General features: G+C 56.9%; 18 protein-coding genes and 1 pseudogene. 6 read left to right on the top strand and 13 right to left on the bottom strand.

The features are described from left to right. Positions 1-21: 21 nt before the first annotated feature. Positions 22-507 (top strand): GNAT family N-acetyltransferase, encoded by a 486-nt coding sequence (locus tag ACZ1HN_RS14235; protein WP_299596325.1) that lies wholly within the window; start codon positions 22-24, stop codon positions 505-507. Positions 508-531: 24 nt separating this feature from the next. Here the strand turns inward: ACZ1HN_RS14235 and ACZ1HN_RS14230 are convergent, their stop codons facing one another. Genes ACZ1HN_RS14230 through ACZ1HN_RS14220 form a run of 3 tightly spaced genes read right to left on the bottom strand, consistent with a single transcriptional unit; the run spans position 532 to position 3,910 of the window. Next, the gene (locus ACZ1HN_RS14230; protein WP_472727971.1) at positions 532-2,019 is read right to left on the bottom strand and encodes an FGGY-family carbohydrate kinase; all 1,488 of its coding nucleotides are present in this window, start codon (positions 2,017-2,019) and stop codon (positions 532-534) included. After that, a complete protein-coding gene (locus ACZ1HN_RS14225) occupies positions 2,019-3,113 on the bottom strand; it encodes a M42 family metallopeptidase (protein ID WP_472727970.1) in 1,095 nt (364 codons plus the stop codon). The genes ACZ1HN_RS14230 and ACZ1HN_RS14225 overlap by 1 nt, the downstream gene beginning before the upstream one ends. Next, positions 3,110-3,910: a BtpA/SgcQ family protein gene (locus ACZ1HN_RS14220; protein WP_472727969.1), complete on the bottom strand. Its 801-nt coding sequence runs from the start codon at positions 3,908-3,910 to the stop codon at positions 3,110-3,112. The genes ACZ1HN_RS14225 and ACZ1HN_RS14220 overlap by 4 nt, the downstream gene beginning before the upstream one ends. Before the next feature lie 95 nt (positions 3,911-4,005). Between ACZ1HN_RS14220 and ACZ1HN_RS14215 the strand changes: the two genes are divergently transcribed. Both ACZ1HN_RS14215 and ACZ1HN_RS14210 read left to right on the top strand, forming a co-directional pair. Beyond that, on the top strand, positions 4,006-5,034 hold the full coding sequence (locus ACZ1HN_RS14215; protein ID WP_472727968.1) for an aldo/keto reductase: 1,029 nt from the start codon (positions 4,006-4,008) through the stop codon (positions 5,032-5,034). Then, positions 5,031-5,873 (top strand): amidohydrolase family protein, encoded by an 843-nt coding sequence (locus ACZ1HN_RS14210; RefSeq protein WP_472727967.1) that lies wholly within the window; start codon positions 5,031-5,033, stop codon positions 5,871-5,873. Before ACZ1HN_RS14215 ends, ACZ1HN_RS14210 begins: the two co-directional genes overlap by 4 nt. Here ACZ1HN_RS14210 and ACZ1HN_RS14205 read toward each other — a convergent pair. Beyond that, positions 5,858-6,703 carry a PfkB family carbohydrate kinase gene (locus ACZ1HN_RS14205; RefSeq protein ID WP_472727966.1) on the bottom strand — a complete coding sequence of 282 codons (846 nt, stop codon included), beginning with the start codon at positions 6,701-6,703 and terminating at the stop codon, positions 5,858-5,860. The two genes, ACZ1HN_RS14210 and ACZ1HN_RS14205, sit on opposite strands and share 16 nt — an antisense overlap. Next, positions 6,700-7,689, bottom strand: a complete 990-nt coding sequence (locus tag ACZ1HN_RS14200; protein WP_472727965.1) for a sugar phosphate isomerase/epimerase family protein — start codon at positions 7,687-7,689, stop codon at positions 6,700-6,702. Before ACZ1HN_RS14200 ends, ACZ1HN_RS14205 begins: the two co-directional genes overlap by 4 nt. Positions 7,690-8,439: 750 nt before the next feature. Here ACZ1HN_RS14200 and ACZ1HN_RS14195 point away from each other — a divergent pair. Beyond that, positions 8,440-9,498 (top strand): annotated as a pseudogene (locus ACZ1HN_RS14195) (IS110 family RNA-guided transposase). 1,190 nt (positions 9,499-10,688) lie between these two features. Further along, entirely contained in the window at positions 10,689-11,033 is a 345-nt protein-coding gene (locus ACZ1HN_RS14190; protein WP_472727964.1) for a hypothetical protein, read from the top strand. A 316-nt stretch (positions 11,034-11,349) separates the two neighbouring features. On the opposite strand, the gene ACZ1HN_RS14185 is transcribed toward ACZ1HN_RS14190, so the two are convergent. Then, entirely contained in the window at positions 11,350-12,003 is a 654-nt protein-coding gene (locus ACZ1HN_RS14185) for a cation efflux transmembrane domain-containing protein (RefSeq protein WP_472727963.1), read from the bottom strand. A 72-nt stretch (positions 12,004-12,075) separates the two neighbouring features. Between ACZ1HN_RS14185 and ACZ1HN_RS14180 the strand changes: the two genes are divergently transcribed. Further along, the gene (locus ACZ1HN_RS14180) at positions 12,076-12,492 is read left to right on the top strand and encodes a MerR family transcriptional regulator (RefSeq protein WP_472729329.1); all 417 of its coding nucleotides are present in this window, start codon (positions 12,076-12,078) and stop codon (positions 12,490-12,492) included. A 277-nt stretch (positions 12,493-12,769) separates the two neighbouring features. Here ACZ1HN_RS14180 and phoB read toward each other — a convergent pair whose 3' ends face one another. The 7 genes from phoB to ACZ1HN_RS14145 form a co-directional block, all read right to left on the bottom strand. Next, on the bottom strand, positions 12,770-13,459 hold the full coding sequence (phoB, locus tag ACZ1HN_RS14175; RefSeq protein WP_472727962.1) for a phosphate regulon transcriptional regulator PhoB: 690 nt from the start codon (positions 13,457-13,459) through the stop codon (positions 12,770-12,772). A gap of 12 nt (positions 13,460-13,471) precedes the next feature. Next, entirely contained in the window at positions 13,472-14,173 is a 702-nt protein-coding gene (phoU, locus tag ACZ1HN_RS14170) for a phosphate signaling complex protein PhoU (protein WP_299196476.1), read from the bottom strand. An 11-nt stretch (positions 14,174-14,184) separates the two neighbouring features. Continuing rightward, positions 14,185-14,982 carry a phosphate ABC transporter ATP-binding protein PstB gene (pstB, locus tag ACZ1HN_RS14165; RefSeq protein ID WP_472727961.1) on the bottom strand — a complete coding sequence of 266 codons (798 nt, stop codon included), beginning with the start codon at positions 14,980-14,982 and terminating at the stop codon, positions 14,185-14,187. Between the two features lie 9 nt (positions 14,983-14,991). Then, positions 14,992-16,320: a phosphate ABC transporter permease PstA gene (pstA, locus tag ACZ1HN_RS14160; RefSeq protein WP_299767743.1), complete on the bottom strand. Its 1,329-nt coding sequence runs from the start codon at positions 16,318-16,320 to the stop codon at positions 14,992-14,994. Continuing rightward, a complete protein-coding gene (gene pstC / locus ACZ1HN_RS14155; RefSeq protein ID WP_472727960.1) occupies positions 16,320-17,792 on the bottom strand; it encodes a phosphate ABC transporter permease subunit PstC in 1,473 nt (490 codons plus the stop codon). The genes pstA and pstC overlap by 1 nt, the downstream gene beginning before the upstream one ends. A gap of 110 nt (positions 17,793-17,902) precedes the next feature. After that, positions 17,903-18,943, bottom strand: a complete 1,041-nt coding sequence (locus ACZ1HN_RS14150) for a substrate-binding domain-containing protein (protein ID WP_299196460.1) — start codon at positions 18,941-18,943, stop codon at positions 17,903-17,905. Positions 18,944-19,047: 104 nt separating this feature from the next. After that, complete coding sequence (locus ACZ1HN_RS14145; protein WP_472727959.1) at positions 19,048-20,136, bottom strand: sensor histidine kinase; 1,089 nt, start codon at positions 20,134-20,136, stop codon at positions 19,048-19,050.

The raw sequence follows: 20,136 nt of genomic DNA, 5'->3' as shown, positions 1-20,136 counted from the left end.
TTACTAGCCCCAAATTCGCGGATGGAAGCCAATTTGACACACGACATCACCTTTGCACGCTTGTCCGAAGTTGAACCAACCGAGATTGCGGCCCACATGTCTGACTCACGGATGGCGGAGCACATGCCGCTTTTGTCCGTGAAATGGGACGCCGAGATTGCGGCAAAATTCGTCGCTAAAAAAGAACAGTGTTGGGTGCGTGATGGCCTTGGGCACTGGGCATTCCTATCGGACGACCAGTATGTCGGATGGGGCGGTTTTCAGAAGGAAGGTGACGAGTGGGATTTCGGCTTGGTCTTGCGGCCTGACGCCTTTGGCCTTGGGGCTTGCATCTCAAGAAAAGCAATTGAATTTGCCATGGCGGACGACCGCATCCCTTACGTCACATTCCTCTTACCACCTTCCCGCAAGAAGCTGGGCGCGCTCAAAAGACTTGGCGCAAAGCACGTCGGCGAGATCGACTACGACGGTGCAATCTTTCTAAAGTATCGCCTCGAGACTGTATGACAGCTTTGTCCGCATCGTCGGCCTTCACCCCAACTCCCGCGCAATGTCTTTCGTCTGCGCATAGAGCCTGCGAAAGAGAGTGTACGCCGTGTCGTATTCCGCTCGTGGGGATGCCGGGATCATATGTAGCGCGGGGTTCCATTTTGCAATGTCGTTCCGCTCGACAGCCCCAATCGCTAGGGCGGCGAGGAACGCGTCGCCATAGCTGGCTCCCACCGTCTTTTCGCATACGATCTGATCAATGCCGGTGATGTCGGATGTAGCTTGCAGCCAAAGCGCATTTTTTGTGCCTCCGCCAACGGCGAGCAAACGAGTTGGTGACTGGCCCAGTTCGGCGAACGTGTCGGTGACGTGCCGCGTGCCGTGAGCGATCCCTTCGATCAAGGCGCGGTATATGTCGCCCCGTGTGTGGGTCAGGTTCAGGCCGAACAGGGCGCCCTTAGCGTTGATGTCATGGATGGGTGTGCGTTCGCCCGAGAAATAGGGCAGCATCAGCAGGCCATTGGCACCCGGGGGCGATCCTGCGGCCTCTTGAGCCAGGATGGGAAAAGCCTCTGCCACATCCAGATCACGGGCGACCTGGTCCCGGAACCAATGGGTCAGCGTGCCCGACGTGGCCAGCCCCGCCATAGAGGCGTGCTCCCCCTCAAAAAGCCAGGGCGCGTACCATATGCGCGGATCGGCGGCGCGTGTTTGCGTGCGCAGAATGATAAAGATGGTCGAGCCATACATCATCATCATGTCGCCGGGGTGATCGACCCCGACAGACAGCGCCTCGGCTGCGGCGTCGATCGTTCCGGCGGTCACCGGCGTCCCTGCGGCAAGGCCGGTTTCGGCTGCTGCGGCTGGTGTGATATGACCCGCAATCTCGTTTGACCAAAGTAAGCGGGGCAGCTTGGTCAGGGGCAGAATATCGTCTGCCAGATCGTCAATCCATGACTGCGTTGTGACGTCGTAGAGAGGAGAGAAATTTGCGGCGGTGTAGTGGTCGATGACCACTTCGCCCGTGAGGCGCTGCACCAGAAAGCTGGTTGAGGTCAGGATATGTGCCGTCTCGGCATAGATCTCGGGGCGGTGTTGCTTAAGCCACAGGATCTTAGGGCCCACCGATTGCGACGTCAGCGCGTTGCCGCAGCGGGCGATGATGGTATCTTCGCCGATCCGGTCCGTCAGTTCGTTCACTTCGGCCTCTGCCCGTCCATCCACGCCGTAGAGCACCCCGTTCATCAAGGGCGTCCCGGTCGCATCCACCGGCAGCATGCAGGGACCGATCGCGCTACAGGCGACCGCCTTGATGTCTGCCGGGTCGATACCGCTGTCTTTCACTAGGGTCCGGCTGACATGGACGAAATCGCCCCACCAATCCTCTTCGGGGCGGTGTTCTGCCCAACCGGGTTGGGGAACAAGCATCTGGTGGCCCCGTGTCGCCTGTCCGTGGACTGTTCCCGTTTCGTCAACGAGGACCCCTTTGGTTTCGTAGGTGCCGATGTCGATGCCAAGCGTGTACGCCATCAGGTGTAATCATCCCTGTCGAGTGAAAAGTCGGAGCCGATACGGGACAGGGCAGCGCTGACAAGCTGGGTCAGCCCGACTAGATCACCCAGATCGCAGACTTCGCGCGGCGAATGGGAGTAGCGCATTGGAAACCCGACATCGATCGAGGCGACGCCCTGGCCGACCAGTTGCACATAGGAGAGGTCCGTCAGCACGCCGACCTGTGCGCTGCGTTGCAGGGGGATGGTTTCGGACTGCGCCGCCCGTTCGAACAGATCGACCATTGCAGGGTGCGGGATCACACCGTTGAGCGTCCCGCGCCCGTGAAAGGAATAAAGACTGATACCTGGCCCGGCGCCGAGAGAGATATCGCCGTGCCCCTCCATACCGGGCGTATCCGCTGCCAGCATCAGGTCGATTTGAATCGCGATGTCGGGTTGCAGTGTCTGCGCGAGGGGCAACGCGCCGCGCAGGTTGAATTCCTCCTGCACTGTGAATGCCAGATGTACCGGAGGGCCCGCGTGCCGATCTTTCAAGTGACGGGCGATCTCCAACAACACAGCGCAGCCCGCCCGGTCATCTACACTTGTTCCCATGATGCGGTCGTCCGCCAGTTGCCCGGCATGCGGCGCGTAGACCACGGGGGTGCCGATACGAATGCCGGCCGCTTCGGCTTCGGTATCCGATGACATCCCGACATCGACAAAGAGCTCGCGATATGGGGTCACTGTGAACTTTTCGTCAGGCCCTGTCGCGTGGTGGCTTTTGTTGGCAATGACACCTGGCACATCGCGGCCTTCGCCGACACAGATCAACACCTCTTGCGCGGCAAGCGCGCGCTCCGGCACGCCACCCAGACGCTCGATCCTGAGTAGCCCGTCCGTTTCGATCTTGCGCACCACAAACCCGAGCTGGTCCATGTGAGTGAACAGCATAACCGCAGGTCCCTGGCCGGGAAACTGCGCAACCAGATTGCCCAGGGGGTCGGATCGACTTTGTACCCCGATCTCGACCAAACGTGCCTGAATGGCGCGGCGCACACGGTCTTCGTGGCCGGAAAGCCCCGGCACCAGCATCAAGTCCATCAGGTCTTGTTTGAGACGTTCTTTCATCCGCGTACCTGTCGCACGCGATCCATGAAGGTCTCTGCGCGGTCGGGGTCGATGGGGTTCCAGGTGTGCCCATCGACTTTCAGCGATGACCCAACGATGCAACCATCTGCAATGGCCAAGACATCCGCTACAGTATCGTGCTTGACGCCGGTGTTGGCCAATACCGCCACGTCGGGCACGACGGCTTTCACCGCTTCCAGGTCTGACATCTCAGCGGCTTCACCCGTGATTTGGCCCGAGACCAGGACGGCATCCGGGACCGAAGAAAACACCGCGCTGCGCGCCCGGTCGGGCAACGAGCGTTGGTCCATGGAATAGGCAAACTCGGCAGACACATTGTAAAGCATGGCCATGTCCGGCCGTCCCAACCGATTGCGGTAGCGCATTGCTTTGCCCGCGTCCGGCGTCCAAGGGCCCATGTCCGAGGCATAGGTGCCCGTGAATATCTCGCGCACGAAATCTGCGCCCGTTGCCACGCCCAGTGCGATCGTTGCCATGGGATCCCAAAGCATATTGACGCCAAAGGGGACTTTGATCCCTGGCTTCAACTGACCGATCAGGTGTGCCATCGCAGCGGTCGAGGCGGTATCGACCTGAAACTCGTAAGGGCGATCATTTTCGTTGCCGAACATCACGGCATCAAAGCCTGCATCCTGCAGCGCTGTAAGATCGGCACGGGCAGCGGCCAATAGATCAAGGGATGGATCGTGAAGCGGTGCACCTGGCAACGCCCCGATATGAACCATCCCGATGACCGGCTTGGTCGCGCCGAACACCCGGGTAAAATTCTCCGTCATCCACAGTCCTCCCCCCGTCGACTTTAGGAACAGCGGGCTGTTCAGGCAAAAAGAAACTGCGCTAAGGTCAGAGTGGTAGGATGGGGGAGATGGTCATGGATCTGAAGACGCGACATTGGGACCGCATCAACAACGGGGGGCTGACGTTTACCGAACTGGGGTTCGGGACTGCGCCGCTGGGCAATCTGTACAAGGCGATCAGCGACGAAAACGCGCGTGCGACCCTCGATGCGGCCTGGGACAACGGTGTGCGGTACTTCGACACCGCGCCGCTGTACGGGCTGGGGCTGTCCGAAACTCGACTGAACCCCTTTCTGCGTGGCAAGCCGCGCAATGATTATGTTCTGTCGACCAAGGTCGGGCGGTTGATCAAACCCTGCACGCCAGAATACCGGACAGGGGTTGGAAAGTGGTTCGATGTTCCGATGCGGCGCGAGCACTACGACTATTCCTATGATGGTGTCATGCGCTCGTTCGAGCACTCGTTTTCGCGCCTTGGCGTGGATCGGATCGACATCCTTTATGTTCACGACCTTTGTATCTTTACCCATGGCTCCAAAGAGGTCTCGGACATGCGGATCGAAGAGTTCTTTGGCGGGCGCGGCTATGACGCGATGGTGTCGCTGCGCGATCAAGGGCTGATCAGAGCGATCGGGGGCGGGATCAACGAGTGGGAAGTGTGCCAGACGCTGGCCGAGCGCGGGGATTTTGACCTCTTCCTGTTGGCGGGGCGCTATACGCTGCTTGAACAGACGGCGCTCGACAGTTTTCTGCCGCTTTGCGAGTCGCGCGGGATCGGGATTGTAACTGGCGGACCGTACAACTCCGGCATTCTCGCCACCGGCGCCTGCAAGGGGGCGTGGTACAACTACGATCCTGCCCCACAGGACGTCATCGACCGTGTAACCGCGATTGAACGGGTCTGCCAGGTCCATAACGTCCGGTTGGTCGATGCAGCGTTCCAGTTCCCGCTGTTGCACCCCGCGCATGTCACGGTCATCCCCGGCGGCCAGGGAGTTTCAGAAATGGAGAGCAATCTGGCAGCCGCATGTGCGGACATCCCGTCAGCGCTTTGGGCTGACTTGAAGTCTGAAGGTCTGATGCGGGAGGACGCACCCACGTGAAAATCGACGCCCATCATCACCTCTGGCAACCGGCACGCGGTGATTACGATTGGATGCCCAAGGACAATGCGACACTGAACCGTGCCTATGCCCCTCAGGACCTCGCGCCGCACGTTGATCACCTGGGCATTGACGGCACTGTCATCGTGCAGGCCGCGGCCAGCGTGGAAGAAACCGAATACATGTTGGGCCTTGCCGACGCCACGCCTTGGATCAAGGGCGTGGTCGGCTGGATCAACTTTGAGGATCCCAGCCATCTGCACCATTTGACACGGTTGGCATCCCACCCGAAATTTTGTGGCGTGCGCCCGATGATCCAGGATATCCCGGATTTGAACTGGATGTTGCGAGAGGACGTGCAATGGGCCTACCGCGCGCTGATCGATCTGGACCTGACATTTGACGCGCTTGGGTTTCCACAACACATTGCGAACTTCACGACTTTGGTGATGCGGTATCCAGAGATGCGGGTTGTCTATGACCACTGCATGAAACCACAGATCCGTGACCAGCAAGCCGGCCGGAATGTTTTTGCCGAATGGGCGGATGGGATGACCAAATTGGCCGACTGGACCGCCGCTTGTGTTAAGTTTTCGGCCCTCGTGACCGAAGCTGACGATGGGTGGGGGATTGAGGACATCCGCCCCTTTGCGCACCATATCCTAAAGGCCTTCGGACCCGAGCGGGTGATGTGGGGATCGGACTGGCCCGTGTGTCGGTTACAAGCCGAGTATGATGCGTGGCACGACATCGCGCAGGAGCTGACCGCGCATTTGTCAAACGTTGACCGCGCTTGGATTTTTGGCGGAACAGCGGCGCGGTTCTACCAGTTGAGTTGATCCGCTTGGAACGTTTGGACTTTGTCCGGCGTGATGCTGTTGCGTTGATCAACCGGTTTCGAAACATGCAGCGCGGCCGCCGCTTGAGCAAACGCGATGGCGTCAGTCATGGATGTGCCAACCGCGACTTGTGCCGCCAATGCGCCCACGAACATGTCACCTGCGCCATGGGTCGAGATCACATTGACCGCGTGGGCGGGGTAGGTGGTGCCATGGAACGAAACTCCACCTGAGCCTAACGTCCGTATCACACGCGTGTCTGACGTTGCTCCGGCGTAGAATTCGGCTTCGACCTGATTCACGATCAGCAGATCGACCGCGTCCGTCAGTGAGGGCGATAAGGTCCGTGCGGGGGCTGCGTTGAGCCATACCGGGACGCTCCGTTGCACCGCCTGCCGCACCACGGCCAGATTCACCGCTTCGGGAATTTCGTTTTGGAGGAGCACCAGCTTCGTGCCGTCCGGGAGTGCGATGGCTTCGGGATCAATGCGCAGATTGGCCGCCGAAACGATGACGGCGCCATAGTCTCCATCGTCATTGACGATGGCAGCGCTCATGCCACTGGCACCGCCGTCCACCTGGACCTGATCGATATTGACCCCAGCGGCCAGCAGCGCGTCGTGGATCATGTCCCCGAAGCGGTCACCACCAATGCGGCCGGCAAAATCCACGTCGGCCCCCATGCGGGACGCGGCCACGGCCTGATTTCCACCCTTGCCGCCAAACACATAAGCCACGGCCGAGCCAGTCACCGTCTCGTCCAGCCGGGGCAAATCCGGCGCGCGGAGCACCACGTCAAGATGCAGCGAACCGGCAACAAAAACACTCACGGCAGCATCGTCGCCTGCACAAGACGCATTGCCGTGGGTGCGTCTTGTTTTGCGATTGCGCGTTGCAGCTCTGAATCCGCGACAAGACGGGTGGCCACCCCGCGCAACCGCTCGACCACCTCGATATTCGTGCGGGCTTCGGCAACTGGATCCAGGCCGGAATGGTCGGGAAATGTGTCAAAGTAGATCGTGCCATCATATCCCGCGCGCTCGAGTTCAACCAGCAACTCGACCGTCTGAATCGGGTGGACGGCACCAACCATCAGACCGTTGTCCCATTTTCCGTAGCCATCGTTCAGATGAACGCCCAGAATGCGTGAATACCGACCGACAAGAGCGGCAGCGTAGGCCGGCATTTCATCAGCATAAAGCACGTGCGCAAAGTCCAACGTAACGCCGGTGTTGGGTCTGTTCAGTTCGCTCAGTGCCAAAAGGGTCGTCGCCGCATCCGGCATCAAGGCAAAGGCCCGGGGCTCGTTCGGTTTGTATTCAAGTGCGATATCGATGGCAGGATTGTGGTCGGCCACTTCCGCCATGGCCTCAAGTGTCGCGTCCCAGGCGCGTGCATAGTCCATTTGAAACGAGTAATCGAACCCATCTTGCCCCATCCAGAGGGTCATTAGGGTGCCGCCCATCTGGCCGAGAGTATCCAAACCCCGCTTGGTTTCGTCAATCGCGGCCTGACGTACTGATGCATCTGGGTTGGTGAAGGCGCCCAGCTTGTACCGGTGGTCGGTGTAGTACCGCATGGCGACACCGTTCAGCACCATCCCGTTGTCGTGTAGTGCCAAGCTGAGCTCCGCAGGTGTGTCATCCACAAAGTGATCTGGGAAATTCAGATCAGCGGCTGTCAAGCCTGCGGTGGCTGCGCGTGAAAGCAGGTCGGCCGTGGTCACGGTGTTTTTCTGGGGCCAATAGTCGTTGGCCCCGATCTTGAAAGCGTTCAGGCGTGCGGCGTATCTCGGCGGATGACTTTGATTTTTCATACGGACAAGGATACGGTGTCCTGCGTTGAAATCACAATACGGGCAGCGGGATGGCGGGTTCGTTTGGTCCATGCTCCGTAAAGGCGCATTTGAGTCTGCATTTGGCACTCCGAAACAGCGAACTTGCATCTGGTGATCAGCGCAGCAACGCAGAATTCGTTTCGGCGTGCTTGTACATCTGACCAAGTTCAGGATCGACGATATCCACCTGTCGCTGTTCGTTGCCGTTGCTCAATAGGTTGCTTCCGAGGCCTGATTTTGACGAGCTGAAAATTCCGCGTACTCACGTTGCAGATCGCCTCTATATCTACCGCAGCCAATGCAATGATAAAGCTATAGGGGGCTAGGACAGCGGCAAACTCTTATCCAATCGAGGTCTGCGAAACAGAAAGTGGGGACGTGCTAATCCTTAAGATACTGACTCTGCGGGCCTCCAAACCTGCGAAAGTTCACTCCCGCCGTTGAGTTTTATGAGTTGATTTTACCTCGGGCAAATTGCCGTCACCGTTGTCTTGGGACGAAACGAATGCCAAAATCTGACCTTGGCGCAGCCGCAGCAAACAGCAGCGAAGTCCCGCAATCCGAAAGTTGGACTAACCCAAGACTTTGCAAGCGCAGCGAATGTTTCCTCTGATGGCTGCAAGCGCGGCATCTGTGATCTGCTGCGGATGGCTGGTAATGGGATGTACTGGCTGCTTCACCCAGCCGGTTGAGGCTTGGCCTATTTCACCTGCAAATAGGAGAAGTAGCATGGCGGAGAACGATTTTGATGAGTTGATGTCGATTGGCATCGATATCGGCAAAGACACATTCCATATCGTGGCATTCGACCCTGATGGGCAGTTGGTGATGCGCAAATAGATCAAACGGCTGGCGCTGGTTCAGACGTTTGAGAAGCTGCCCCGGTGCGTGGTCGGCATGGAGGCTTGTCTGAGCGCTCATTTTGTGAGCCGGACTCTCCGCAAGATGGGCTTCGAGCCTCGGATCATACCCGCAATCTATGTGAAGCCATTCATCAAAGGACAGAAGAATGATTACAACGACGCGGAGGCGATAGCTGAAGCGGCATTGCGACCCAATCTGCCGGTTGTCCCGGAGAAGAGCCAGGAACAGCTCGACTTGCAGGCACTGCATCGCGTTCGGTCACGGCTGGTGTTGCGCCGGACGGCCACGATCAACCAGATCCGCGCCTTCCTAATCGAACAGGGGATCACGGTGCGCAAAGGTTTGCGAGCTCTGAAGAACTCATTCGAGACGATCCTGGAAGAGCGTAAGGACGAGATATCACCTCGCATGCGGACGATCTTGATTGGTCTCTATGGCGATTGGCTCTGGCTTGATGATCGGATCGAAACCGTCTCGAAGGAGATCGAACAGATCAGTCGCACCGAAGAGAACTGCATCAACGTCATGACGATCCCTGGCACCGGCCCAATGATCTCGACCGCGATGGTAGCAGCAATTGGAACGGGCGAGGCCTTTGGTCGAGGACGCGATTTTGCGGCCTGGGTTGGCCTCGTACCGCGACAATACAGTACAGGCGGTCGCACAGTGCTTGGCCGGATACCAAAGCGTGGCAGCCGATACCTGCGAATGCTCTTCGTTCAGGCCGCCAAGGTTATCTTGATGCGAACCAACCGTTGGCCGGACTTTAGCTTTGGAGATTGGCTGACGCGAGCCGCAGAACGGATGAACCGCAACAAGCTTGCTGTCGCCTTGGCCAATAAGCGGGCACGAATGGCGTGGAGCATCTTGAGATACAAAACGGCGTTTGACGCGCCCAGAGACGAGATCGCCATCGGCGTGTAAGTCGGATCGACCCAGAAGAGTTCGCGACTGAAAGAAAGCATGGAGCGGAACAATTACGCCCCCAGAGGCTGACGGCCCATTCGGTCAATTTGGACCTTGCCGCTAATGAGACCACGGCGCGTGCGTAACCCCAACACGGCCACGACCCGCGTGTCGATCAGTAGGCTGGATACATATGAGCCACTTCCGAGAACATGCGAGAAATCATTTGCCAACAGCAGCCGGTACATACATTGGGGCCGATAACTACGACACAAAGTGACAAAATTGCGAAAACGCATCTGATGGGGCAGTGGTGCAGACAACGCCTTGCAGATATTGTGGCTGTATCCGATGACTTAGCAGTTTCTTTCGTTTTGGCCACAAACGCGGTGAGAATATCAACCGTTCATGTGCGGCAATGCTAATTCGCTTTGGGACCAACTGCATTGAAGAGGAGTCTCATCAATGCAGTTTCAACAGTTTGCCAATCGGACGACTGGTGCAAACAAAAAAGGCAAAGACGTCTCCGTCAAAGCCTCCAAGTAAAGCTTCGCATTTGGCAAACTGTATGTCCAGATCTTACGATCTGTGGCGCGCCACTGCTGTTAGAAGTGTTGACAGTTCATTCTAGGCCTTTCGGAGACCGCAGATTGTGAATGCGCCTGCAGATCGATCCAATCCCAACCACGTTAAAAGCCCAAAATCGCTAAGTCATTGTTTCACAAGAGAAGGGAGTCTCATCCAGTCAGTCCCATTATATAGGGACACCGACAATGGCTGTGAGGTTCCCTAAATTTTGAGACCAGACCCGCAATGAAATCAGCGGGGTCGATTGCTGAGACTGGGGTAGGGGCCAGGAACGGAACATAAGCGGACACCGGAGCACCATGCGGCGAAAGCTGACTGTGAGCCCGGAGGACGGATGCTGCGCGATGCATGGTGTCCGCTTTGATGCTAATTCGTTGTCAGTAACGGTGAGCACCAGCATGGTTCCGTATGTTCGAAGACCCTGTAATCCAGTATGTTAGCCAACGGGGGACAGCCTGCGGCTGATCTCCTATGGGATCACCATCGCGGGCGCAGTTGTCGCTGCGATATTCCACTAGAGCAGCGCCGAGCTTCGGCGTGCTCCCTACTTCGCCTACTCCGGGCTTCTGTTCTTTGTCGCCGCCGCATCCCAACTCGTCTGGTTTGGCCCAATCCCGGCGATGACCGGCGGTTTCCTGTGGGTTTTCATGCTCGTAGACGTGGTTGTCGGCCTCGGGATTGGCTATGCCTTCGGTATCATTGCGATGGCACGCTCCCGAGACGCCTACGGTCACGCCCGGATGGCTGTTCTCGCCTTCATTCCCATCGCGAATTTCTGGCTCCTACTGATGCCAACGGCCAAGAGCTTGTCGGCGCAGACTTTGAAGACTTCTGGGCCTATAGAGAAAGCGGCGTATTCTCTGGTCGCCAATCGGGTACGGAAAACCAAGCTTTGTTTGCCACGGATGGCCGACAGCTTTTACCACCCGAATACGAGGATTTTCAAGAAGATGAGCCCGGCTTGATCTCCGTTCGCACCCGAGGCAGCGGAAACTGGTTGCTTTATTCTATGGAACAAGAAACATTCGTGGACCGAGAGTGAAAACGACAACAGGCTTTACGCGCCTCCGCCTGCCACGTCACTTGTTGGTGATATGACGTTCACGATACGTATCGTCATTACTGGCTTGAAATCGGCCTTCGGATACTTCTTTGTTGCGCGACCTGTAAATTGATGTGCGCGCTCTCGCTGCGCCACGCATGATTGGCAGGTTCCTCGTTGGCATCGCAGCAAGAAAGTTGAATTCACAGGTTGCGCTTTTTCGCGCCATTTGCCGCATCTTAGCGAAGGTCTGCTTTCGCACTTTGCCTATGCTCATGCTCGGTCATTTCCCGCCGCTCTGCCAAGGCTTGGCGAACGATCTGGAAGGCCGATGACAGGAATAATCCAGCCATGATAGTTGCCACGATCAGGTCAGGCCAACCCGTTGCCGTGCCCCACACACCAAGTGCTGCAAACATCACTGCCACATTGCCGATGGCGTCATTGCGCGAACACAGCCAGACCGACCGGACATTGGCATCGCCGTCCTTGTAGCGGACCAACAGCAATACGCTTGCCAGATTGGTGAGCAGCGCAAGAAAGCCCACAACTCCCATGATCTCGGCCGCGGGGATGCCAACATAGAAGACGCGATAAACAGTCGATCCGAACACCCACAGCCCCATCAAGAGAAGGCTGACTCCTTTGAACAGTGCCGCGTTCGTTCGGGCACGCAGCGAAGCCCCGATGACCGCGAGCGATATTCCGTAGGTTAGCGCATCGCCTGCAAAGTCGAGGGCATCGGCCTGCAACGCCTGAGACTTGGCCAAATACCCTGCTGTTATCTCGACAAAGAACATCGTCGCGTTGAGGGCAATAACGATCCAGAGCCGTCTTTTGTAATCATCTGAAACACCGTCAAACCTGGCGTCATGTCCGCAGCAACCTGCCATGGGAAATCTCTTTCATCTTTGGTTGTTCATAGTGTAATGTCTCTAGTGACTAGAGGTTCAAGAGGTATTTCCGTGTTTTCCATTGGCGAGCTTTCAAAGCGCACAAAGGTCAAGGTTCCGACCATCCGTTATTACGAAGAGATGGGGTTATTGGCCGAGGCAGAGCGCACGTCCGGCAACCAACGGCGATATGACAAAGCCGGATTGGAGCGGCTTAGCTTCATAAGACACGCGCGCGACCTTGGGTTTTCGATTGAAGCGATTTCTTCGCTGATCGAATTGCAGGAGCATCCGGATCGGTCGTGCGAAGCGGCGATGGACATTGCCACTTCTCAACTAGAGGAGGTCCGTGCGAAGATCAAACGTCTCAAAACGCTCGAAAATGAACTTAGCAGGATATCGAAAGGCTGCGACGGTGAAGGTGTGTCGGAAGATTGCTACGTGTTGGCATCATTGGCCGACCATAACCTGTGTGATCGAGAACACTAGAAACCGCATTGTGGACATTTGCCAGTTGAATACGAACGGTAGAAAATCCCGCATAGCAGACCTGCAATCGCTTCAGTCACAAGGGCCGCTTTGCGACAGTAGGGCCGAGATGGTATGGTCATTTTGCCTGGATTTGAGTCTCAAAATAGGAGTCTCATTTATAAGGGACATTCACAATGGCTGTAGGGCACACTCACAAGCCGTATAATCCACATTATGTAAATTAAATAATACGCGATAACAAGCCAGACACTTACTTAGGCTGCACTATCGAACGTCACCCCAAGGCATACCCCGCGCCACGGACCGTGCGTACCGGATCGGCGCCACCGAAACACGTAAGCGCTTTGCGCAACCGGCCGATGTGCACATCAACCGTTCTGGTGTCGACATAGATGTCACGCCCCCAGACACGGTCCAGAAGCTGCTCACGGCTCCAGACACGACCAGGTTTTTCCATGAACGTGCTGAGCAACCTGAACTCTGTCGGGCCTAACTTCAGCTCGTCCCGACCGCGCGTGACCTTGTGGCTTTCCGAGTCCAGCACGATGTCATCAAATTCCAGTCTCTGACCAACAGTCGCAGGCCGCACGCGCCGCAGCTGGCTGCGCACACGCGCCATGAGTTCGATCACTGAGTATGGTTTGACCACGTAGTCATCGGCGCCGGTTTCAAGCCCACGTACCTTGTCGACTTCTTCAGATCTGGCCGACAACATGATCACCGGAATGCTGCGGGTCTCAGGCTTGATCTTAAGCCTGCGGCAGACTTCAATCCCTGACAGGTTTGGCATCATCCAATCCAGCACGATGATATCCGGCATATCCTCGTCGACGAGCAGAAGCGCTTCTTCACCGTTTTGCGCGCGGCTGACGGCAAAACCCTCAGCCTCCAAATTGTACGCTAGCACCTCTCGTTGTGCTGGCTCATCTTCGACAACCAGAACTCGGGGCTGATCGACGGACATCTGCCTTGTCTCCTAAGCCTGAACGGATGTTTTGTCCGCCTTCTGGCGGTTTTCTTCCGGGGTCGATCCGGTCACCAAATAGACGACCTGCTCTGCAATCGACGTCACATGGTCGCCCATGCGTTCAATGTTCTTCGCGATGAAATGCAGGTGCATGCAAGCCGTGATGTTGCGCGGATCCTCCATCATGAATGTCAGGAATTCGCGAAACAGCGCATTGTACATCTGGTCGACTTCGGCGTCGCGATCAATCACGTCCTGAGCCAGTTCAGCATCGCGTGCCACATAGGAGTCCAATGCATCTTTCAGCATGCGCTCCACTTCTTTCGCCATGCGGCGCAAGGCACCTGCACTGTCGTTCACTGGCGCCATCTGGGACAGAACGCTTGTGCGCTTACCCATGTTTTTTGCATAGTCTCCAATACGTTCCAGGTTGGCGCTCACCTTGATGACGGACAACAGAAGTCGTAGGTCGATTGCCGTCGGCGCGCGAAGAGCAATCACGCGCGCGGCTTCCTCATTGATCAACTCTTCCAGCTCATCAATGGCCTTGTCGCCTTTGCGAACCTGTTCCGCCCGCTCTTCATCACGGGTTTCAAGGCTGATGGATGCCTCAAGAATTGCGTTTTCAACCAAGCCGCCCATCTTCATGATCTGCGCCTGGATCGCTTCAAGGTCCCTGTCAAAGGCCGATGCGATGTGTTGGTCTTGCATGGGTCTGCTCCTTAGCCGATGCGGCCAGTGATATAGCTTTCGGTGCGTGGATCGACGGGATTGGTAAAGATCTGGCCCGTCTCACCGTATTCAACAAGGTTGCCGAGGTGAAAGAATGCCGTCTTCTGGCTGACCCGTGCGGCCTGCTGCATGGAGTGCGTGACAATCACCACGGAGTAGCTCTGGCGCAACTCGTCGATCAGTTCTTCGATCTGAGCGGTTGCAATTGGGTCAAGCGCCGAACACGGCTCGTCCATCAGCAGCACTTCTGGTTCGGTCGCAACGGCACGCGCGATGCACAGGCGCTGCTGCTGGCCACCGGACAAGCCGGTACCTGGCGCATCCAAACGGTCTTTTACCTCATCCCAGATCGCACCACGACGCAAAGATTTCTCAACCAATTCATCCAGTTCCGCCTTGTTCTTTGCAAGTCCGTGTATGCGCGGGCCATAGGCTACGTTGTCATAGATGGACTTAGGGAATGGGTTCGGTTTCTGAAAAACCATACCCACCTTCGCACGCAACTGCACCGGATCAACCTTGGCGTCATAGATGTCTTCACCGTCGATATGGATGTCACCCAACACACGACACACATCAATTGTGTCGTTCATCCTGTTGATACAGCGAAGAAATGTTGATTTCCCGCAGCCTGATGGACCGATAAATGCAGTGACGGTCTTGTCGTCGATTTCGACATCCACGTCCTTGATGGCGTGATTGTCCCCGTAGTAGACCTGCACACCTTTGGCCGCGATCTTGACGTCGTTTGTGTCCACGTCTCTCTCCAGAATTCTCATGTCATTCATGGTAGCCTCCTACCAGCGGCGTTCGAACCGGCGCCGCAGGATAACTGCGATGGTGTTCATGGTGATCAGGAACAGCAACAGCACAATGATGCCGCCCCAGGCCTTTTCGGTAAAGACCGCGTCGGACCGCGCGGCCCAGTTGTAGATTTGTGCCGGCACCGCCGAGTTTGGCTCGATGAAACCCTCGACAAATGTGCCCGGGTATCGCGCAACAAAGCCAACCATCCCAATCAGCAGCAGCGGCGCGGTTTCACCAAGAGCTTGCGCCAAGCCAATGATAGTACCTGTCAGAATACCTGGCGCGGCCAATGGCAGAACGTGATGAAACACCGCTTGCATTTTGGAGGCCCCTACCCCCAGTGCCGCATCCCGGATCGACGGAGGCACGGCCTTGAGCGATGCGCGGGTCGAGATGATGATCGTCGGCAGCGTCATCAGCGTCAGCACCAGGCCGCCAACCAGCGGCGCTGATTGCGGCAGATGTGCGAACTGGATGAACACGGCAAGACCCAGAATACCGAACACAATGGACGGTACGGCGGCCAGGTTCGAGATGTTGACCTCGATGAAGTCGGTAAATCGGTTCTTTGGTGCGAACTCTTCCAGGTAAATCGACGCAGCCACCCCAATCGGAAGGCTCAGGACGAGAACAACCAGCATCATGAAGAAAGAGCCCAGCACCGAAGCACCAATTCCCGCTCCACCGGGGTTGTCCACACCCGTATCCACGCCAGTAAGGAAGTTCCAGTTGAATACCTGCTTGATCAACCCGGCTTCGCGCATGGCGTCGATCAGGTCGAAATCCTCAGGCATGAAGAAGCGGTTACCGCTTTGCAGGTCTTCACGTGCGAATGTGCCCTTCAGATAGCGATCCACACGCGATGCTGCTGCGAGTTCGAAGGAAACAGATGCCCCCAATTGATCTTCATTGGCACGGTAAAATTTACGCAAATCGCCGCCAACCTTACCAAGAAGACGTTCGATGGCCTTCTCATCGAATTCGATCTCGACACCTTCGCTCTCCATTGTTTGGGTCAGAGAAGTGACGAAATAATCGGTATAAATACCGGTTTTCAGCAACGCTTTTTCAGCGGCGTCATATTGCTCTTGTGTCAGCGTGAACGGCACTTCGACGACAGCTTGCCGGAAAGCGGGTAGACCTGAACTCAGGATTGCAGCCAGCAGTGCCACAAGGAAGAAAAGGCCCGTAAAGATTGCAGCGATGCCATAGGCACGGAAGCGACGCTCGGAGGCATTGCGTTTCTTGGTGCGCGCGTCCTCGTGTATCAGCGACCGGGATGGGCGTGCGCTTTCGGGGGTCATTGTTGCGTCAGTCATTACTCATACTGCTCCCGATACTTGCGCACGATGTAGAGGGCAAAGACATTGAGCCCGAGCGTCATGACGAAAAGGGTCATGCCAAGGGCAAAAGCGACAAGGGCCTCGGGTGAGGCAAAGTCGCTGTCGCCCGTCAGCTGCGACACGATTTTGGCGGTCACGGTTGTCATGGCTTCGAAAGGGTTGAGGCTGAGCCGGGCCGCTGCCCCTGCCCCCAGCACAACGATCATCGTCTCGCCAATGGCGCGGCTGGCTGCCAGCAGGATGGCACCAACGATGCCTGGCAAAGCTGCGGGCAGTACGACCTGCTTGATGGTCTCGGATTTCGTCGCGCCCAGCCCGTACGAGCCATCGCGCATGGCTTGCGGAACCGCATTGATGATGTCGTCAGACAAAGAGCTGACAAATGGGATCAACATGATGCCCATGGCGAGGCCCGCAGTCAGCACGGCCCGTTGTCCCTGCATCCATCCCAGACCATTGTCACCAAACACCGACAACAGAATTGGGCCAATGGTCAGCAATGCGAACAAACCGTAGACGATGGTGGGAATACCCGCGAGGATCTCAAGCAGCGGCTTGGCAATGCTGCGCATCCTTGGGCCCGCGTACTCCGACAGATAGATGGCCGCAAAAAGGCCAATGGGAACAGCCACCAGCAAAGCGACCAGTGAAATATAAAGCGTGCCCCACAGCAGGGGCAGAATCCCAAGGCTCGATGCACCGCCACGGCCGGAGAAGCTGGGTGCCCATTCAAGCAGAAAGAAAAAATCGGATGCCGGGTATAAGCGGAAGAATTCAATCGTGTTGAAGATCAACGAAAGAATGATTCCGATTGTCGTGAGGATTGCAACCGAAGCAGCCGCGATCAGAAGTGCCAGAATACCCTGTTCGACCGTGTTTCGGGCCCGAAAGGACTTGGAGCTCTCCATTGTGCCCCAGGCGGCACCAGCGGCAGCGACAATCAATACTGCGATTGTCATCAGCAGGTTCGATGTCTGGCTCATTGCGCGGTAAGCTTGAGAAGCCTGTAGTATCGTTTGTGTGATTTGGCCGGTCACGACCTGACCCGCATCTTTCAGCCGCTGCGTAATGTCTTCGAGATCGGCGTCCGCGTTCCGTGCCGTTTCATCATCCAACAGACCTGCGTCTACCGCTTTCGAAAGCCCGTCTGCGGTACGGCGAACATCAGACATAACAAGACCGATGTTCGACCCTTCGGCGATTTCGCTTTCTGGGATTATCTGAACGATACGGCTGTCAATGAACAGGGACTGCGCGAGCAACCAGAGGATCATCAACCCCAGGGCCGGAACAACCGATTTCATAAGAGCGTTGGAGCCATAGTAGATCGGCAGCGAGTGAAGGTTTCGGCTGTCGCCACCGGCGCTTACTAGCGCACGTCGGCGCCCCATCAAGAACCCAACCGCCGAGATCGTCAGAACGATCAGCGTGAGCCAGATAACAGGCATATGTCCCCCAAAAACGAAAGCCGCACTTTCGCGGTCTTGTCAGCAGAAACCGGGCAGCAGTTCGTCGCCGCCCGATCTTTTTTTATGGCAGTTCTCAACAATCGCTCAGATTACGAGTTGCTGCCCATTGTTTCTTCATCAGCGATCATTTGCTGTGTGTCAGCCAGTTCAGGATCGGATACCAGACCGTAAGCCGCCAGCGGACCGTCTGGGCCAGCAACCTCATCGGCTACAAAGAACTGAGCGTACTCTTTCAGACCTGGGATGACGCCGATGTGGGCTTTCTTGATGTAGAAATACAGCGGACGAGACACCGGGTATTCACCCTTGGCGATGGTCTCGGTCGTTGGCTCAACACCCGACATTGTAGCTACTTTCAGCTTGTCCGTGTTGTTTTCATAGAACGCCAGACCGAACACGCCGATGGCGTTGGTATTGGCGTCGATCGAAGCCAGTGTTTCGGTGTAGTCGCCGTCGATGTCGACCGAACGGCCATCTGTGCGGACGCTCAGGCAGGCATCTTCCGCGTCATCTTCGGTCATACCGCCAGCAATCATGGCTTCCATTGCGCCTGTGGCTTCACAGCCAGCCGCGATTACTTTTTCTTCAAACACTTCACGTGTGCCGTGTTTGGTACCGGGGATGAACGCCAGGATATCAGTCGCAGGCAGGTCCGCGTTGAAGTCGGACCATTGCTTGTGTGGGTTGTCGACCAGCGCGCCATCCACCATGACTTTTGGGGCCAACGCATTGAAGATGTCTGAGGGCGTGAACGCCGTGTATTCGGGTCCCTGGATTTGCGATGCAAAGACGATGCCATCATATCCGATGCGCACTTCGATGATGTCCGTCACACCGTTTGCAGCGCAGGCCTTGATTTCCTTGTCACGGATCGCGCGCGATGCATTCGCAATGTCCGTATGCTCGGTGCCGACGCCTTGGCAGAATCGCTTAAGACCAGCGGAGGAACCACCCGATTCCACAACAGGTGTCGGGAAGTCAAAGTTTTCGCCAAAGGCTTCCGCAACAATCGAAGCGTAAGGCAAAACGGTGGACGAACCGGCAACCTGAACCTGGTCGCGCGCTACTGCCGCAGTTGCAGCCATGGCTGAAAGAGCCAGCGCCGACGTGGTGAGTTTCACAAAGGACATGAATGTCTCCTGTCTGAGCATTTTCTTAATGATCCCCCCCATGAGGATCTTGGTGCCCATCTAGGCACCGCTCGCAATCCTTTTGTGACAACTGCGTAACAGTTTTATGACAGCGGGCAGTTTGCCGCCGCGTCACGCCAAACTTTTTGTATTGGCAGAATGACGGTAAAGGTTGCGCCCTCGCCCAACGTGCTTTCAACCCGCAAGCGTCCCCGATGGCGGTTGATGATGTGCTTGACGATAGCAAGGCCAAGGCCAGTACCACCAAGCGCCCGGCTGCGGTGATCATCTGCCCTGTAAAACCGCTCTGTAATGCGGGGCAGATGCACAGGATCGATGCCGGGTCCATAGTCTACAATCTGCACCCGTACCCCGGGTGCACGCAGGGCCGGTTCCCGGGTGCTGGTCATCACGCGAATGGTGACGCGCCCGCCCGATCCACCATACTTAATCGCGTTTTCAGTCAGGTTCGTGAAGACTTGTTTCAACTGATCGGCATCCGCAATCAGGTGCACGGCTTCATCTCCGAACTCACGCTCAAGTGTAACGCCAGCTTCCTCGGCAAGTGACCGTAGGGTTCGCAGCGTGGACTCAAGCACGTCGTTCAAAACTACGGCCTCCGTCGGGCGCACGCGCTCGTCGCCCTCCACCCGGTTCAGTGACATCAAGTCCCCGACCAGGCGATTCATCCGCTCCGCCTCGTCTTGCATGATGTTCAGAAAGCGCTCAGCCGCCTCCGGGTCATTGCGTGCCGGTCCGCGCAGTGTTTCGATAAACCCCATAAGCGCAGTCAAAGGCGTGCGAAGTTCGTGACTGACATTGGCGACGAAATCCCGGCGCATTTGGCTGGTTTGCTCGACATGCGTCACATCTTCGAACACCAGCATGGCGATACCCGCACTGTCGCGCCCAACACCCCGCACGGCGCGGACGCTCACTGTGTATGTCGTATCCTGCGCACCATCATTGCCAAGATAACGCGTGGTTCGTGCCTTACCGTCCTGCAGCGTTGCTTCGATCGCATCGAGCAGTGCAGGCTGGCGCAACATCGTCACATAGTTCCGATCCAACGCCTGTTGGCCGATCAGTGTGAGCGCCTCGACATTGGCAGCCACGATGCGTTCGGATGCATCAATGGCGAGTGTGGGCAAGGGAAAGGCCGCAAGCAATGCGCCCAGCACATCGTCACCCAT

It is taken from the genome of Tateyamaria sp. GN1-10 (assembly GCF_055693845.1).
This window is presented reverse-complemented; position numbering and strand designations above follow the sequence as displayed.

Bases quoted from the DNA above. Each gene is read 5' to 3' on its own strand.
- ACZ1HN_RS14235 (WP_299596325.1), top strand. From the start codon at position 22: ATGGAAGCCAATTTGACACACGACATCACCTTTGCACGCTTGTCCGAA.
- ACZ1HN_RS14230 (WP_472727971.1), bottom strand. From the start codon at position 2,019: ATGGCGTACACGCTTGGCATCGACATCGGCACCTACGAAACCAAAGGG.
- ACZ1HN_RS14225 (WP_472727970.1), bottom strand. From the start codon at position 3,113: ATGAAAGAACGTCTCAAACAAGACCTGATGGACTTGATGCTGGTGCCG.
- ACZ1HN_RS14220 (WP_472727969.1), bottom strand. From the start codon at position 3,910: ATGACGGAGAATTTTACCCGGGTGTTCGGCGCGACCAAGCCGGTCATC.
- ACZ1HN_RS14215 (WP_472727968.1), top strand. From the start codon at position 4,006: ATGGATCTGAAGACGCGACATTGGGACCGCATCAACAACGGGGGGCTG.
- ACZ1HN_RS14200 (WP_472727965.1), bottom strand. From the start codon at position 7,689: ATGAAAAATCAAAGTCATCCGCCGAGATACGCCGCACGCCTGAACGCT.
- ACZ1HN_RS14190 (WP_472727964.1), top strand. From the start codon at position 10,689: ATGACCGGCGGTTTCCTGTGGGTTTTCATGCTCGTAGACGTGGTTGTC.
- ACZ1HN_RS14185 (WP_472727963.1), bottom strand. From the start codon at position 12,003: ATGGCAGGTTGCTGCGGACATGACGCCAGGTTTGACGGTGTTTCAGAT.
- phoB (WP_472727962.1), bottom strand. From the start codon at position 13,459: ATGTCCGTCGATCAGCCCCGAGTTCTGGTTGTCGAAGATGAGCCAGCA.
- phoU (WP_299196476.1), bottom strand. From the start codon at position 14,173: ATGCAAGACCAACACATCGCATCGGCCTTTGACAGGGACCTTGAAGCG.
- pstB (WP_472727961.1), bottom strand. From the start codon at position 14,982: ATGAATGACATGAGAATTCTGGAGAGAGACGTGGACACAAACGACGTC.
- pstA (WP_299767743.1), bottom strand. From the start codon at position 16,320: ATGACTGACGCAACAATGACCCCCGAAAGCGCACGCCCATCCCGGTCG.
- pstC (WP_472727960.1), bottom strand. From the start codon at position 17,792: ATGCCTGTTATCTGGCTCACGCTGATCGTTCTGACGATCTCGGCGGTT.
- ACZ1HN_RS14150 (WP_299196460.1), bottom strand. From the start codon at position 18,943: ATGTCCTTTGTGAAACTCACCACGTCGGCGCTGGCTCTTTCAGCCATG.
- ACZ1HN_RS14145 (WP_472727959.1), bottom strand. From the start codon at position 20,136: ATGGGTGACGATGTGCTGGGCGCATTGCTTGCGGCCTTTCCCTTGCCC.